The 14,209-nt window shown below is 62.1% G+C and carries 15 protein-coding genes; 9 read left to right on the top strand and 6 right to left on the bottom strand.

The genetic code is table 11. The features are described 5' to 3' along the window. The first annotated feature begins 2 nt into the window (after nt 1-2). From VM99_08545 to VM99_08510, 8 genes are all read left to right on the top strand, one after another. Entirely contained in the window at nt 3-848 is an 846-nt protein-coding gene (locus VM99_08545) for a signal peptide protein (protein AKJ98107.1), read from the top strand. 213 nt (nt 849-1,061) lie between these two features. Beyond that, entirely contained in the window at nt 1,062-1,727 is a 666-nt protein-coding gene (locus VM99_08540; GenBank protein ID AKJ98106.1) for a hypothetical protein, read from the top strand. Between the two features lie 22 nt (nt 1,728-1,749). Next, nucleotides 1,750-2,448, top strand: coding sequence for a phage shock protein A (IM30), suppresses sigma54-dependent transcription (locus VM99_08535; protein ID AKJ98105.1), 699 nt, complete (start codon nt 1,750-1,752; stop codon nt 2,446-2,448). Nucleotides 2,449-2,735: 287 nt separating this feature from the next. Then, the gene (locus VM99_08530; protein AKJ98104.1) at nt 2,736-3,770 is read left to right on the top strand and encodes a potassium channel protein; all 1,035 of its coding nucleotides are present in this window, start codon (nt 2,736-2,738) and stop codon (nt 3,768-3,770) included. Beyond that, on the top strand, nt 3,757-4,422 hold the full coding sequence (locus VM99_08525; GenBank protein ID AKJ98103.1) for a hypothetical protein: 666 nt from the start codon (nt 3,757-3,759) through the stop codon (nt 4,420-4,422). Before VM99_08530 ends, VM99_08525 begins: the two co-directional genes overlap by 14 nt. A gap of 15 nt (nt 4,423-4,437) precedes the next feature. Next, on the top strand, nt 4,438-4,866 hold the full coding sequence (locus VM99_08520) for a membrane protein (protein ID AKJ98102.1): 429 nt from the start codon (nt 4,438-4,440) through the stop codon (nt 4,864-4,866). Between the two features lie 18 nt (nt 4,867-4,884). Next, nucleotides 4,885-5,583 carry an integral membrane protein gene (locus VM99_08515; protein AKJ98101.1) on the top strand — a complete coding sequence of 233 codons (699 nt, stop codon included), beginning with the start codon at nt 4,885-4,887 and terminating at the stop codon, nt 5,581-5,583. A 12-nt stretch (nt 5,584-5,595) separates the two neighbouring features. After that, nucleotides 5,596-6,753 (top strand): hypothetical protein, encoded by a 1,158-nt coding sequence (locus tag VM99_08510; GenBank protein AKJ98100.1) that lies wholly within the window; start codon nt 5,596-5,598, stop codon nt 6,751-6,753. A gap of 126 nt (nt 6,754-6,879) precedes the next feature. Here VM99_08510 and VM99_08505 read toward each other — a convergent pair whose 3' ends face one another. From VM99_08505 to VM99_08480, 6 genes are read right to left on the bottom strand one after another with little or no spacing between them, the layout of a single operon-like run. Then, nucleotides 6,880-7,812, bottom strand: coding sequence for a phosphatidate cytidylyltransferase (locus VM99_08505; protein ID AKJ98099.1), 933 nt, complete (start codon nt 7,810-7,812; stop codon nt 6,880-6,882). A gap of 1 nt (nt 7,813) precedes the next feature. Then, nucleotides 7,814-8,434 carry an acyl-phosphate glycerol 3-phosphate acyltransferase gene (locus VM99_08500; protein ID AKJ98098.1) on the bottom strand — a complete coding sequence of 207 codons (621 nt, stop codon included), beginning with the start codon at nt 8,432-8,434 and terminating at the stop codon, nt 7,814-7,816. A gap of 9 nt (nt 8,435-8,443) precedes the next feature. Further along, complete coding sequence (locus tag VM99_08495) at nt 8,444-8,896, bottom strand: hypothetical protein (protein ID AKJ98097.1); 453 nt, start codon at nt 8,894-8,896, stop codon at nt 8,444-8,446. Continuing rightward, nucleotides 8,889-10,223: a serine/threonine protein phosphatase gene (locus VM99_08490; GenBank protein AKJ98096.1), complete on the bottom strand. Its 1,335-nt coding sequence runs from the start codon at nt 10,221-10,223 to the stop codon at nt 8,889-8,891. The genes VM99_08495 and VM99_08490 overlap by 8 nt, the downstream gene beginning before the upstream one ends. Next, nucleotides 10,223-11,980, bottom strand: a complete 1,758-nt coding sequence (locus VM99_08485; GenBank protein ID AKJ98095.1) for a hypothetical protein — start codon at nt 11,978-11,980, stop codon at nt 10,223-10,225. The genes VM99_08490 and VM99_08485 overlap by 1 nt, the downstream gene beginning before the upstream one ends. Nucleotides 11,981-11,991: 11 nt before the next feature. Next, nucleotides 11,992-12,615, bottom strand: coding sequence for a CDP-alcohol phosphatidyltransferase (locus VM99_08480; protein AKJ98094.1), 624 nt, complete (start codon nt 12,613-12,615; stop codon nt 11,992-11,994). 288 nt (nt 12,616-12,903) lie between these two features. Between VM99_08480 and VM99_08475 the strand changes: the two genes are divergently transcribed. Next, entirely contained in the window at nt 12,904-13,908 is a 1,005-nt protein-coding gene (locus tag VM99_08475) for a hypothetical protein (GenBank protein AKJ98093.1), read from the top strand. Nucleotides 13,909-14,209 lie beyond the last annotated feature (301 nt).

Below are 14,209 nucleotides of genomic sequence, written 5' to 3'. Positions count from 1 at the left end.
CCATGACACTCCGTTATCCACAGGTCTTGCTGTTGCTCTGCGCCCTGACCGCGTTGCCATCGACCTACGCCGCCGACCCCGTCAAGCTCGATACCCCGATCGGCGGCTGGCGCAGCGGCGCGCCGGGCGGTGATGGCGAAAACTACAGCCAGGTCGTCAACTACCCGGCCTCGTCGGTCAATACGCCCCAGGGGCAGGCCGCCACCGCGCGCATCACCGGCCAGATCGCCGCAGCGCCCAAGGGCGAGCGCGAGCCGGGCAAGCTCATCGTCAACGGCGTGAGCATGCCGCTCAAGCTCGACCCTGAAGGCCGTTTCGACCGGCCGTTCTCCTTCCCCAATGGCAGCAACAGCGTCGAAGTGCGCAGCCCCGATGGCCAACATCGCCATCGCACGCAGTTTCTCCACACCAGCGGCGGCGCCAGCCCGGCCAAGTTGCGGGTGCTGTTGACCTGGGACAGCGACGGCACCGACCTGGACCTGCACCTCGTCACGCCCGACGGAGCGCACATCTGGTACGGCGACCGCGTGGCCCCCAATGGCGCGGCCCTCGACGTCGACGTCACCACCGGCTATGGCCCGGAAATCTTCTCGATGCCTGCACCGATCAAGGGCCAGTACCTGGTGTACGTGAACTACTACGGCGGCGGTTACCGTGATATCGCCGACGAGAACGAAGGTGAAGAGGGCGGGGAAAGCGGCGGCACCGAAGCGGTGCAAGCCCTGACCACCGCGCAGGTGACGGTGATCACCGAGGAAGGCACGCCGAGCGAAAAAATCGAGACCTTCGTGGTGCCGATGAGGGCGGTGGGCGAGCTGACGTTGGTCAAGAGTTTCAGTTATCCGTAGGGCCTCCTTGTGGGAGCGGGCTTGCTCGCGAAAGCGGTGCAACAGCTGCCAAGGCGTTGGTTGGCCTGACGCCTTCGCGAGCAAACTCGCTCCCACAGGGTGTTTCAATGGCTGTGCGCAGGTGTGAAAAATCTCACGCGTGAGCTATTGAGGGTTGTGAACGTTACCTGTAGTGTTTCTCACGCGTGAGTTTTTCACAGTGGGGTCAGCACCATGCCAAACAGCTCTCCAGCAGATTCGGCGAGCCGCGACGCAGAGCGCTCCAAGCCTGCCGCGAAAAAACCGTCGAGCTTCTACATGAAGCAGATGCGCGCGGGCCTGAGTGCCGCCGGGTATGTGAAACATGAAACTTGGGTGCTTCCGGAAAACCGGAGCCTGCTCAAGCAGATGGAGAAACAGCTACGCCAGCCGATTCTGGCGGGCTCAATCATGACGGAGGATTACATGAGCGCAGGTAACAACTGGAACATCGATCGCCTCTACAGCGCCTTGCAGGCACTGGATGAAGTGGTTGCCAATGAAATCACCCTCTCCCTCGTCCAAGGCTCCGAGTCCAGCATCAAGCTGGAGATGAACGACTTCGGGGGCCTGCCCATCTACATTGCGGTGGTGGGCGACCAGATCATCGTCGATACCGTCCTGGTGGACATCGAGTCGATCAACGACGTAACGGCCTTCAACGACGCCGTCCTGCGCAGTCGGGAAATGTTCCCGCTGTCCTCGATCGGCATCGAGACCATGCCCAACGGGCAAGTCGTCTACAACATGTTTGGTGCGCTGAGCGCAGGGTCCAACCTGACCAACGTCGTCACCGAGGTCAAGACCCTGGTCGACAACGTCCAGCGTGCCAGCGAAGCCTTCGAACGCTTCTTCATCTAATTCGCCGACAGGAACCTATCCAATGACTCAGTCCATCTGGAGCAAATTGTTCACCGCGCTGCGTGGCGGTGCCAGCGAAGTCGGCGAAGCGATCGTCGATCAACAGGCCCTGCGCATCCTCGATCAGGAAATCCGCGACGCCGACACCGCGCTGGCCAACGCCCGGCGCGAGCTGGTCACCATCATGGCCAAGCACAAGCTGGCGACCGACCGTGTCGGCGAATACAACGCCAAGATCAAGGACCTGGAGTCCAAGGCCCTGGCCGCGATCCAGGCCAACCGTGAAGACCTGGCGCTGGAAGTGGCCGAGGCCATTTCGACCCTGACCAACGAACTGGACGTCGAGCAGAAGCAGGCGGCCGAATTCGGTGGCTATGCCGAGAACATGCGCAAGGACATCACAAAGGCCGAAAGCCGGATCAAGAGCCTGCGCCAGCAAGTGGACATGGCCAAGGCCCGGGAAAGCGTGCAGAAGGCCCAGGTCAGCGCCTCCATCGCCAGCGGCGGTGCCAACGGCAAGCTGGAAACCGCCGTCGGCACGTTGAATCGCCTGCAAGCCAAGCAGCAGCAGCGTGCGGCTGAGCTGCAAGCCCAGGACGAACTGGCCGATGCCTCCACTGGCACCGACCTGGAGCGCAAGCTGCGCGAGGCCGGCATCACGCCGAACGAAGGCAGCGCCAATGCGATCCTGGAACGCCTGAAGAAAAAATCGGCGGAGTAATCTGTTCGGGCTGAACAACCAAGGCAGGCCGAGCACAAAACCTGTGGCGAGGGAGCTTGCTCCCGCTGGACTGCGCAGCAGTCCCATTCTTTGGGGCCGCTTCGCGCCCCAGCGGGAGCCAGCTCCCTCGCCACAATCTTGTCCGGCGCTCCTGGATGTAATTGTGACGCAGGTACTTTTATCCACGCTTCGCAACAGGTTTAATGCTGTCCGGTCACTACGCTCAGGCATTCACCCGCCAGCGCGATGACGTCGCCAGGAATCAGCCCCACGGAGTCAGGGACACGATGTCGATTTTCCTTTTATTGCGTGCCTACGCATCGTCGTTCTTCCAGCGCTTCGGCTGGGCCGGCCTGGTCATGGCCGTGGGCGTGCACCTGGCCACGGCCTGGATCGGCCTGGTGTTGCTGGGCGAGCAGCACCTGATCGCCGCCGCCACGTTTATCTATTTCTATCTCACCACCACGCTCACCGTCGGCTACGGCGACCTGTCGCCACAGACCGCGGCGGGGCGGATTTTCGTTGCGACCTGGGTCATGCTCGGCGGCATCGCGCTGCTGACGGCGGCCATCGGCAAGACCACCAGCAGCGTCATCGATGTATGGAGAAAAGGCATGAAGGGCAAGGGCGATTTCACCGGTACCGTCGGACACACCGTTCTCATCGGCTGGGAAGGGGCCTCCAGCGAGCGGGTCATTGAGTTGCTGCTGCAGGACGAAACGTCCAACGACAACCTGATCGTCATTTGCGACTGCGACCTCGAAGAAAACCCCATGCCCGGCCAGGCGTCCTTCATCAAGGGCGATAGCCTGTCCTCCGTCGCACTGTTGCGGCGCGCCGGCGTGCCCGGTGCCGAGCGCGTCCTGGTCCGCACCCACTCCGACGACCTGACCCTCGCCACGGTGCTGGCGGTCAACCAGCTCGGCCCGGCCGGGCATGTGGTCGCCCACTTCAACGACAGCGAAATCGCCGCCCTCGCCAGCGCCTACGCGCCCAGCCTGGAATGCACGTCGAGCATGGCGATTGAAATGCTGGTGCGCGCCTCCCAGGACCCGGGCTCGTCCGTGATCATCAACGAGTTGCTGTGCGTGGGCCAGGGCGCCACCCAGTACCTGATGAAACTGCCCGAACGTTTCGAAACCACGTTCGGCGAGCTGTACACGCGGATGAAAGAGCAACATAACGCTACGCTGATCGGTTACCGCGCCATCGGTGCCCAGCACCCGTCGATCAACCCGCCCGGCGCCACGCGCGTCGAGGGTGGCGAACTCTTCTACATTGCTTCCACACGTCTCAAGGACATCTCCAATGGGATGGTTTAAACAGTTGATGGGGCTCGAAGCCCCGAACGCGAACAGCAACACCACAAGCGCGGCCCTGCCTGCCAACGGGCCGCTGGGGTTGGCCTGCGGCAAGGGCGTGATGTTCGACAGCACGCTGAAGTTGCTGCTCGACGGCAACAGCGCCGTGATCATCCCAGGCGCCCAGGAAATCTGGAGCATGAGCGTCGTCGACCTGGGTCAGTCGAACTGGCTGGCGCGTTTCTATATGAACGACGAAGACTACTGGCTGCAAGTGCACACCAGTGGCGCGGTGGATGGGCAGGTCGAATCGGTGATCCTGTTCAACTACGTAAGCTACGTCACGGTTAACAGCGAAGCCGAGCTGCGTCGGTTGGCCGGCCCCCAGAGTTTGATCGGCCTGCCGACTTACACCCATGACGGCGTCGAATACACCCGCGAATGGGGCACCGAGGACGGCCAGACCGAGCTGGTGGCGTTGAGCGAACGCGTGAGCAACCCGGATGAGTCCTACACCGTCGAGCACCGTTCGATGCTGTACGCCCGCGACACCGGTCTGACGGATCGTCGCGAGTTCCTGTTGTTCTCCGTCGAGGAAGACGCCGAAGGGACGATCAGCCTGAGTACTTCGCTGGGCATTTCGCTGTACACCACAGACCTGCACACCATTTGAATAAGGAAGACGTCCATGTTTGAAGCACTCTCCATTTCCCTGAACAAAGCCGCCGTGTTCGGCTTCGTTCTGTACATCCTCGGCGCCGCCGTGTTGTTCGCGCTGTTCCAGTTCATCTACATCCACGTCACGCCGCACAAGGAATTCGAACTGATCCGCTCGGGTAACGTGGCCGCCGCCATTGCCCTGGGTGGCGCGCTCATCGGCTTCGCCATCCCGGCCAGCAACGTGATTGCCTACTCGGTCAGCTTGCTCGATTTCATCGTCTGGGCAGTGATAGCCGCGTTCGTCCAGTTGCTGGCCTTCCTGGTGACCAGCCTGGTGCTCAAGGGCGCTTCAGCGCGCATCAAGCAGGGCGAAATCGCCGCTGGTATTTACATCGCCGCGGTGGCCATCAGCGTCGGCCTGTTGAACGCCGCGTGCATGACGCCTTCCACGAACTGATTGCGCCAGGAGCCTGCGATGAAACGAAGCAAGTACGTTCAGCTTTCGCTGGCCGCATCGGTCGCCATGGCGATATCCGGTTGCGGGCCGACGGAAAAAACCTACCAGTTGCAGAAAAAATACAACTTCCAGTCCGTGCAACAGTGTGTCGATGAAAAGCTGCCGGTGGATGTCTGTTCCGACGCCTTCATGAACGCCATGGCCGAGCATCGCCGCATTGCGCCGGTGTACGACAACCGCGCCGATTGCGATGCCGACTTCGTCGCCGACTGGTGCCAGCTGGACTCGAACGGCAAGTTCATCCCCAAGCTGGGCGGTTTCGAGCTGAGCGCCGATGGCGAGGTCACCCAATCCCAGGTGGACGCGGCCAGGGCCCAACTGCCGGCCTCGGAAGCGAACACGGGCGGCTCGGGCTTCAGCAACCTGCTGACCGGGCTGTTGATCGGCAACATGCTGAGCAGCAACCGCAACAGCTATTACTCCGAGCCGGTTTACCGCTATCGCGATGATCGCGGTGACTACGGGTCCTCGACCCTGTCCCAGCGGGTTTCCAGGGGCTCGACCTTCACCAAGTCCAACCAGGCGCGCTACGGCGGCTACACCGATTCGATTCGCACCAGCAAGCCGATTTCCGTGGCGTCCTCCACCTCCCGTGGCGGCTTCGGCAGCAAGGCCAGCGCCCGCAGCGGGTGGGGCGGTTCGAGCTCCGGCGGCTGAGGAGCGAAGGCCATGAAGAAGATCCATTGCGCCGAGCGGCATGACTGGAAGCAGACGGCCGAGCGTCTCGGCTTTCTGTTCCACACCATCGACGGCGAACCCTACTGGGACGAAAGCGCGTACTACCAGTTCACGCTCAAACAGATCGAGGACGACCTCGAAGACCCCACCACCGAGCTCCATGACATGTGCATGGACCTTGTCGCCCGCGTGGTGCAGAGCGAGCAAATGCTGGAGCGCCTGAGCATTCCTCCGGCGTTTTTCGACATGGTCCGCACGTCATGGCTCGAAGGCCATCCGCACCTGTATGGGCGCATGGATTTCTCCTACAACGGCAATGGCCCCGCCAAGCTGCTGGAGCTCAACTACGACACGCCGACCAGCCTCTACGAGGCGGCGGCGTTCCAGTGGGGCTGGCTGGAGCAATGCATCGAGCGCGGCCTGCTGCCCCAGCATGTCGACCAGTTCAACAGCATCGACACCAAGCTGCACCAGGCGTTTGCCCAATTGCAGCTCACCCAGCCGTTCTACTTTGCCTCGATGAAGGATTCGGTCGAGGACAAGGGCACCACCGATTACTTGCGCCTCATTGCGGAGGCCGTCGGCATCGAGTCGCGGCAGATCGACATCGAAGACATCGGCCTGAACAGTGAAGGCCGTTTCGTCGACTTGCAGGAGCGTTGGATTCCCCATCTGTTCAAGCTGCACGCCTGGGAATTCATCTTCCACGAGCCTTTTGGCGCGGCGATCGCCCAGAGTGACACGCAGTTTTTCGAACCGGCCTGGAAATCGATCATTTCCAACAAGGGCATCCTGCCGCTGTTGTGGGAGTTCAACAAAGGTCACCCGAACCTGCTCGAGTCCCACCTGGACCCCAACCCCGGCACCCCTGTGCCCAAGGGCTGGGTGCGCAAGCCATTCTTTTCCCGGGAAGGCGCCAACATTGAACTGCAGACGGCCGATGGCCTGGTGGTCAAGGAAGACGGCCCCTACACCGACGCACCGTTCATCCTCCAGCAGCTCGCGCCCCTGCCGCGCTTCGGCGACAGCTACACGCTGATTGGCTCCTGGGTCATCGGCGACCAGGCGGCCGGCATTGGCGTGCGCGAAGACAACAGCCTGATCACCAAGGATTCCAGCCGGTTCTTGCCGCACCTGATTCTGGATTGATTGCCGCAGCGTGAAGTGCAACGGAGCTTTTGTGGGAGCGGGCTCGCTCGCGAAGACGATGTGACAAGCAACATCAATGTTGACTGTACCGCCGCCTTCGCGAGCAAGCCCGCTCTCACAGATTGCTCAAGTCCACCAGTACCGCACCAGGTGAAAGAAGATCGGCGCGGCAAAACACACCGAGTCCAACCGGTCGAGCATGCCGCCGTGGCCTTCGATCATGTGGCCCCAGTCCTTGACGCCGCGGTCGCGCTTGATCGCCGACATGACGATGCCGCCGGCAAAACCCAGCAGGTTGATCAGCAACGCGATCAGGAACGACTGCCAGGGATTGAACGGGGTGATCCACCACAGCGCGCCACCGATCAGCGAAGCCAGGAAGATCCCGCCGGCAAAGCCCTCGACGGTTTTCGACGGGGACAGGTTGGGGGCGATCTTGTGCTTGCCGAACAGCTTGCCGCACACGTACTGCAGCACGTCCGACAGTTGCACCACGATCACCAGGTACGCGATCAGTAACAGGTTGCGGCCTTCGAAACCGGCGATGTCCAGGGTCAGCAGCGCCGGCACGAACGAGATGCAGAACACCGCGATCATCAACCCCCACTGCACCTTGGAAGCGCGCTCCAGAAAGTGCGTGCTGTCGCCACCCAGGGACGCCAGGATCGGCAGTAGCAGGAACACGTAGACCGGGATGAAGATCGAAAACAGCCCGTACCAGTCGTAGTAGATCAACAGGTATTGCAGCGGCAGCGCCAGGTAGAACGCGGCCACCAGCGCTGGGTAGTCACTGCGCCGGGTCGGCGTCAGGGTGAGGAATTCGCGCAGGGCGTAGAACGACACGGCATAGAACAACAGGATCACCGCCGCATTGCCGAGCCAGAACGCGACGCCGATCACCAGCACCATGATCCACCAGGCGTTGATCCGCGCGTTGAGGTTGTCGATGACCGAGTTCGGCGTGCCGCGGGTCTTGAGCTTGAGAATGAAACCGATCAGCGAAGCCAGCACCAGGATGGCGCCAATCCCGCTGAACAACATCACGGTATATCGATCCATGTCAGACGTGCTCCGGGGCCAGTGCCAGCAGGGCGGCACGGCTGCGTTCAAGAAATTGCTCTTTGCTTTCACCCTCTTCGATGCTCAGTGGCGCACCGAAACTGGTGGTGCACAACAGCGGCAGCGGCAGCATTCGGCCCTTGGGCATGACGCGGTTGAGGTTGGCGATCCACACCGGGATCACCTCGACCTCGGGGTGGCTTTTCATCAGGTGGTAGATCCCGCTCTTGAAGGGCAGCAAGCCTTCTTCCGGGTTGCGCGTGCCCTCGGGGAAGATGATCAGCGAGTCGCCGTTTTCCAAGGCTTCGAGCATCGGTTGCAAGGGGTTGTAGGAAGGGTCCTTGCGTTCGCGGTCCACCAGCACACCGTTGAACACCCGGTTGATGATGTAGCGACGCAAGGGGCTCTTCTGCCAGTAGTCGGAGCCCGCCACGGGCCGGGTCAGCTTGCGCAGCGCCGGCGGCAGCGAGGCCCAGAGCAGCACGAAGTCGCCGTGGCTGCTGTGGTTGGCGAAGTAGATCCGCTGTACCGGTCGCGGCGAACTGCCGAGCCACAGGCTGCGGGCGCCGGTGACCATGCGGGCGGCGGAGGTGATGAGATTGGCAACCACGGGTTCGAACATGAGGATTCCTTATCCTGAAAAAGCTAACCAAGGGCTGGCCAGGATGAAGCCCAGCGTCCAGACAACTTGTGCCGCCAGCAGCAGCGACTGCCTGCGCAGCAGCCGCAGGGCGCCGAGGCTGCGTTCGGTCCAGGGGCGGCCGGCGCGTTCGGCCGGTTGCAGGCCGAGCGTATTGAGGGCCTGGTCCAGCGCCTGGGTGCGTTCGGCCAACGGTTGCTGATCGTCGGCCATGCGCTGGAACAGATCGGCATCGAACGCCACCCGCAGCGCCCAGTATTTTTGCAGCACGCCGAGGCTGAACAGCACGCCGCTGAACAGCAGCAGCCACGGATTGACGTTGCCCAGCAGCCATTGCCCCAGCCCCAGCAGCGCGGCCAACAGGGTCAGGCCGGTGGAGAACTGATCCAGGCAATGGCCCCGGCGCAGCAGGCTCGCCACGGTGTGCAGCTGCAGGTCACTCATGGGGCGCGCCTTGGCGTAGCGGTTCCAGTGCCTGGCGGTGAGCCTGATGCAGGACGATGCGTGGGCGAACGCGCTGGATCTGCACGATCGCGGCGTCCACGTTCGCCGCCCGGCCGCTGTGCAGCAACCAGGCGATCACGGCCGTGGCGCTGCGCGAATAGCCCAAGGCGCAGCAGACCAGCACCGGCCCGTGTTGACGCAGACTGTCGATGGCCTGCGCGGCTTCCAGGCATTGTTCGGTGGTGGGCGCCGTGAGGTCGAGCACCGGCAGCGAGCGATAGGCGATGGCGTGGCTGTCCATGGACAATTCGGCGCTGAGATCGAGCACCCCGGCAAACGCGCTGTCCTGCAGTTCCAGTGGCGTCGGGACGCGCCCCAGCCAAACGTTATCGGTCACGTGGTCCGGTTGCGGATGCTGGCGTGTCCACCAACGGGAATTGACCCAGGCCGCCGCCAGGTAGGGCGCCAGCAACCAGCGCACCGCCGGGCTCAACCGGCCATCGGCGCGCTTCTGAAAACCATCGGCGCCCAACAACAGATAATTCAGCGCCACCAGCAGCACCGCCACCGCCGGCCAGATCAACCACAGCCACGCGCCGCCCCAGGCGAACGCCGGGACGCACAACGCCGCCGCGCCCACGCCGTAACGCAGGGCCAGTTGCAAGCGGCTGCGGTCGGTGGTCAGGCGAGCGCTTTGCAGCGGGCTCGGCCGGTCCAGTGGCCACAGCCAGACACACAGCCAACCGGCCAGCGCGCCTGTCGGCACATCGACGAAGTGATGTTGGTAAGTGGTCAGCACCGACACCCCGATCAGCGCGAACCAGCCGTGCATCAGCCAGCGCCAGGCACCCTGCAAGTGCCGCTGGTAGCAGACCCAGAGAATCACCAGCAAGGCGATGTGCAGCGACGGCGCCTGGTTGAACGGCTTGTCGAAGCCGGCCAGCACGTCGAACAGCCAGCCGAATACGCCGTCCATTTCCGGCCGAGGGAAGGTGAAGCGCAACGGCCAGATCAGGAAGCAACTGACGGCGATTGCCTGCGCCGTGAGCAGGCGCAACGCGTGGCGCTTGAGTTCCGCGCGGCTGGTGGGCAGCAACAGCGACAGGCCGTAAAGCAGGTCGATCGACCAGTAAGGCACGATGGTCCAGGCCCAAAATGGCATGTGGCTTTCCCAGCCGAACACTAGGCTGCCGACGTCGTCACGCTGGGAGGTGACCCAGGTGGCGAAGCCGTAGGTGCTGAAGAACAGCGGGGCGAGCAGCAGTAGCCAGCACACCGCCGGTTTCAGCAGGCCGGGCTCGCGAGGCGGGGCGATGACAGCGCTCATCACTGCACGCGCTGCGCCAGCGAAACGCTGAAGATGCCCCACTCATCGACCCGCAGGGTGATCTTGCGGAAACCCGCCGCTTCCACCAGTTGGTCCATCTCGGCCTGGCTGCGTCGACGCATCACCCAGGCCTGGCCAGCGCGGTGGCTGGTGAGGGCGCGGGCGATCAGCTCCAGTTGCGGGTGCCACGGCTGGCCGGTGTAGACCAGGAAACCGCCGGGCTCCACGGCTTCGGCCAGGCCGGCGAGAGAACCGCCGACCATCTGGTTGTCGGCAAACAACTCGTACAGGCCGGACACCACGGCGAGGGTCGGCTTGGGGTCCAGGGCCGCGAGGTCCTGGCGGTCGAAGGCGTCGCCCTTGACGAAGCGCGCGATCTCGCCCAGGCCTTTTTCGACGATCAGCGCGCTGCCGTCGCGCACGTTGATGTCGCTGTAGTCACGCAGCAGGATCGACTCCGGCAGCGGGCTGACGCCTTGCAATGCCTCGAGAATGTAGCGGCCATGACCGGCCGCGATGTCGACGATGCGCACCTCGCGATTCGCTTCGCGCAACTTGCCCATCGCCAGGCGCAGCAACTCCTCGACGTTCAGCTTGCGCTGGCGAATGCCGCGCCAGCCGATGGAGTTCAGGTAGTTCTGGTCGATCATCCTGCCGATCGGCGAGGTGCCGGTGGGGCGGTTGCGGTAGACGTAGTCCAGCGTGCTGCCGGAATCGAACCCGGTGTCGAACCCCAGCTTCACCCCGGCCGACAGTTTGCTGCCAAAGCGCATGCTGGCGCGGGTCATGCGCCAGTACAGGTCGCGCGGCGAATTGTGGGGCAGGGGTGTTGCCAGGGCTTCGGACTCGGCGCAGGTCGCGCCGATGCGGTCCGCATCCAGCAAGGAGGGGCGGTCCAGCGGGCGGGCAAAATTCTGCAGGATGAAGCGGCGGGCGCTGGCGACGGCCGGCGCGCGGTGCTTCTCGCCCAGGGTGTCGTGGAAGAACCCCGGCAGGATGTGTTTTTCCTTGTGCACGCTGCCCAGCCGTTCGAAGAACTGCTCCTGGGGTTTGCGATGCACGACGAAGTCGGAGCCGGAGATCAGCAACTGCGTCGGCACCTGGATCGCCTGGGCGTCGGCCACCACGCGATCGGCGGCTTCGTACAGGCCCAGCAGCACGTTCACCGAAATCGCCTTGGTGATCAGTGGGTCGTTGTCGTAGGACGCCACCCGCTCTGGATCATGGCTGAGGAACTTGGCCTTGACGTAACTGTTGACGAAGAAATTGCCGCGAAACTTGCGCATCAGCGCCAGCCCCGGACGGGCGAACGGCACGTAGAGCTTGACCTTGAATGCCGGCGAGGCCAGCACCAGCGAGCGAATGCGCGGCGCGTAGTCGTGAACCCAGGTGGAGGCGATCACCGCACCGACGCTTTGCGCCACCACGGCGATGTTCTGTTCGTCGATCTGGTGCGTTGCGCCGATGTGGTCGCAGAAGGTCTGAACATCCCGCGCGCTGGTGGCAAAACTCGGGCTATCGCCTCGTGCGCCGGGCGACTGGCCGTGGCCCCGTGCGTCCCAGGCGAAAAACTCGAAGCCGGGCAGATCCAGTTCATCCACCAGGTGCGCGATGCGCCCGGAGTGCTCATGGCCCCGGTGAAACAACAGCACGGCCTTGCGGGGTTCACCCGGGTCCGCGGCCACGGCCGGCCAGTGCCGGTAGAACAACTCCACGCCGTCATGGGTGGTGAATGTCCGGTCTTGAGCTTCGCGCATTGCAAGTTCCTTTATGCTGAGGGAGCGTTTTCCTTCACTTGGCCCAGGCCACGACGGACCCGGTTGACCAAGGTATAAACCAGCAGGGCGGCAACCACCGCCATCACACCGTTGACCCACGCGGCGCCGAGCCAGCCCAACGCTATGCCGGTCGCCAGCACGCCAAGCACAAAGGCCCGGTCACTTTTGCCCATGGGCCCGTCATAGCGCCGCGAAGCCCCGACCATCGCCCCCAGCACACCGGCGTATTCACTGAACAACGCCAGCAGCGTGACCCCCAACACCAACAGCAGGCTGGCATCGGGAAGCAGGGCGAAAGGCAGGATCAGGGCAGCGTCGGCGATGATATCGCATAGCTCATTGAGGTAGGCGCCCAGATGTGATTGCTGGCCAAACTCCCGCGCCAGCATGCCGTCCACGGCGTTCAGGGCCATGCGCAGGAACATCCACGCGGGGACCAGCGCAAACACCCACGGATGGCTGGCAAACCAGGCGACCACCACCCCCACCAGCACGGAAACCACACCGGCCAGCAACGTGACCTGATTCGCCGTGACGCCCTTGTCGTAGAGCCGTTGGACGGCAGGGCGCAGCAGGTTCTGGAAGGCGGGCTTGAGCTGGTAAATGGAAGGCATCGGGGCGGGATCTCGGGCCGGTGGCGGGCGTGAAGGATTCAGGTGCGAGATTACGATAGGTTGAGGGGTTGCTGGTGGGTATTTCTCGAGAATGCGTGCGGGTAGGCATCTAGGACGCAATGAGTCGCCAGATTTTAGTGGTGCATGAGAAGTCATCCAGTCGAGGTGGTTTGTTTGAATGCGTTGGCTCACCTAAGCTGAATTTTCCTGGACATGCGCCAAGTGCCTTAACGCACCATGCGGCCATCCGGCTTGCGGCACCGCTCAGCAGCCAGGGGGGAGGAAAGGATGCCAAACGTGCTAGTGGTGATCTGGGACTTCGATACGCGCAGATTACGAATCCCGGTCAGGGATAGCCTTGTCCACATACACAACAGGATTAGAGCCCTGGAGCACATGGCGACAACAATATTCGCCGCTAATGTCGTTCAGCATCAATTGGATTACTGTCTGGCTGTCGCCCCCGAATACTTCTTTTCCAAGGAAAAACCTGTTTCGTTTCTTTCGGAAGAAGAAAAGGAAATCATCCGGGCTGCATGGGTTGATGTCTCAAATAGAAACCCGACGCTGATACTGGTCCCAGGTACGACACTGTGGTCCAAATCAATGGTGCGACCCGATTCCAGGATGTTGAAAAGGGAGACGGGGGAGTTGAAATCCTTGGGGCAGGCCAGGGACATCAACAAGGCTAAATATGGTGCGGAAATGGACGCGGTGGTGGACGAAATACCGCAGAGGGATCGCCTGAACAAGGGGGTTTATGGCGATTACGCAAGGTCTACGAAAGCAGTCATCACCGATATGGGATCAAAAGGCGCGAGAACCGCACATGGAATCGTCAGGAATACCGGTTTCATCATCTGGCAAGGAAACGTTTTTTATCAGCATAAACGCTACCCCAACATAGGAAATGAAGGACTGGAAGAGTTGTATGGGGCGGAGTTATGGTTCGACAAGATATTCATGCCAGGCGGTTATCGAGAAACCCCTGCTGTTCATGGGCTGCAAATCGCTTTGGAAATATGTGCAGAACACTTTGTGGGCGCAACGATCCTGCATAAGAACAACGTACTGGATTTTCATGTCCTGGTCTCGGCCAGCATCGCGCTCGACAAAAAGCGCGTGGGTGTAAAACCCGGAGGGTATGTCGTTCACGCTGATTCAGAGGGCAGCTCAGTGTACCGACGTGAAGGCATGGAATTGGTTCGACTCCAAGCCATCGATCAACGACCGGTAAACTTGATGGGCGTTGCAGCCGGGGGTGCCAGGAGTTTTGTTTGCGCGATTGCATAGACACAGCCTGGCTTCATCCGGCGAAAGCGCTGCGATGGTTTTGACATCCAGAGCCCAGTTGACCTGTTGCCGCGAAGCTTGCTTACCTTTCGCGTCGCTGAATCCAATTCGATGACGCGTTGTTCTCTTGCGTGGGTGTTCTCTAACTTTCCTCTCGGGTCATTGATAACAGAGAGTCTCCAGAGCTTGGCGGATGGCGCGCCATCCTGGCTTTCAATCGGACATTAAAAAGCCGGCTTATGGCCGGCTTCTCGTTGACTGATTCAGCTCGTTTTTGACAAACCTTACCAGCCTTCAAAAC

Source organism: Pseudomonas chlororaphis (assembly GCA_001023535.1).
Classification (GTDB): Bacteria; Pseudomonadota; Gammaproteobacteria; order Pseudomonadales; family Pseudomonadaceae; genus Aquipseudomonas; species Aquipseudomonas chlororaphis_E.
This window is presented reverse-complemented; position numbering and strand designations above follow the sequence as displayed.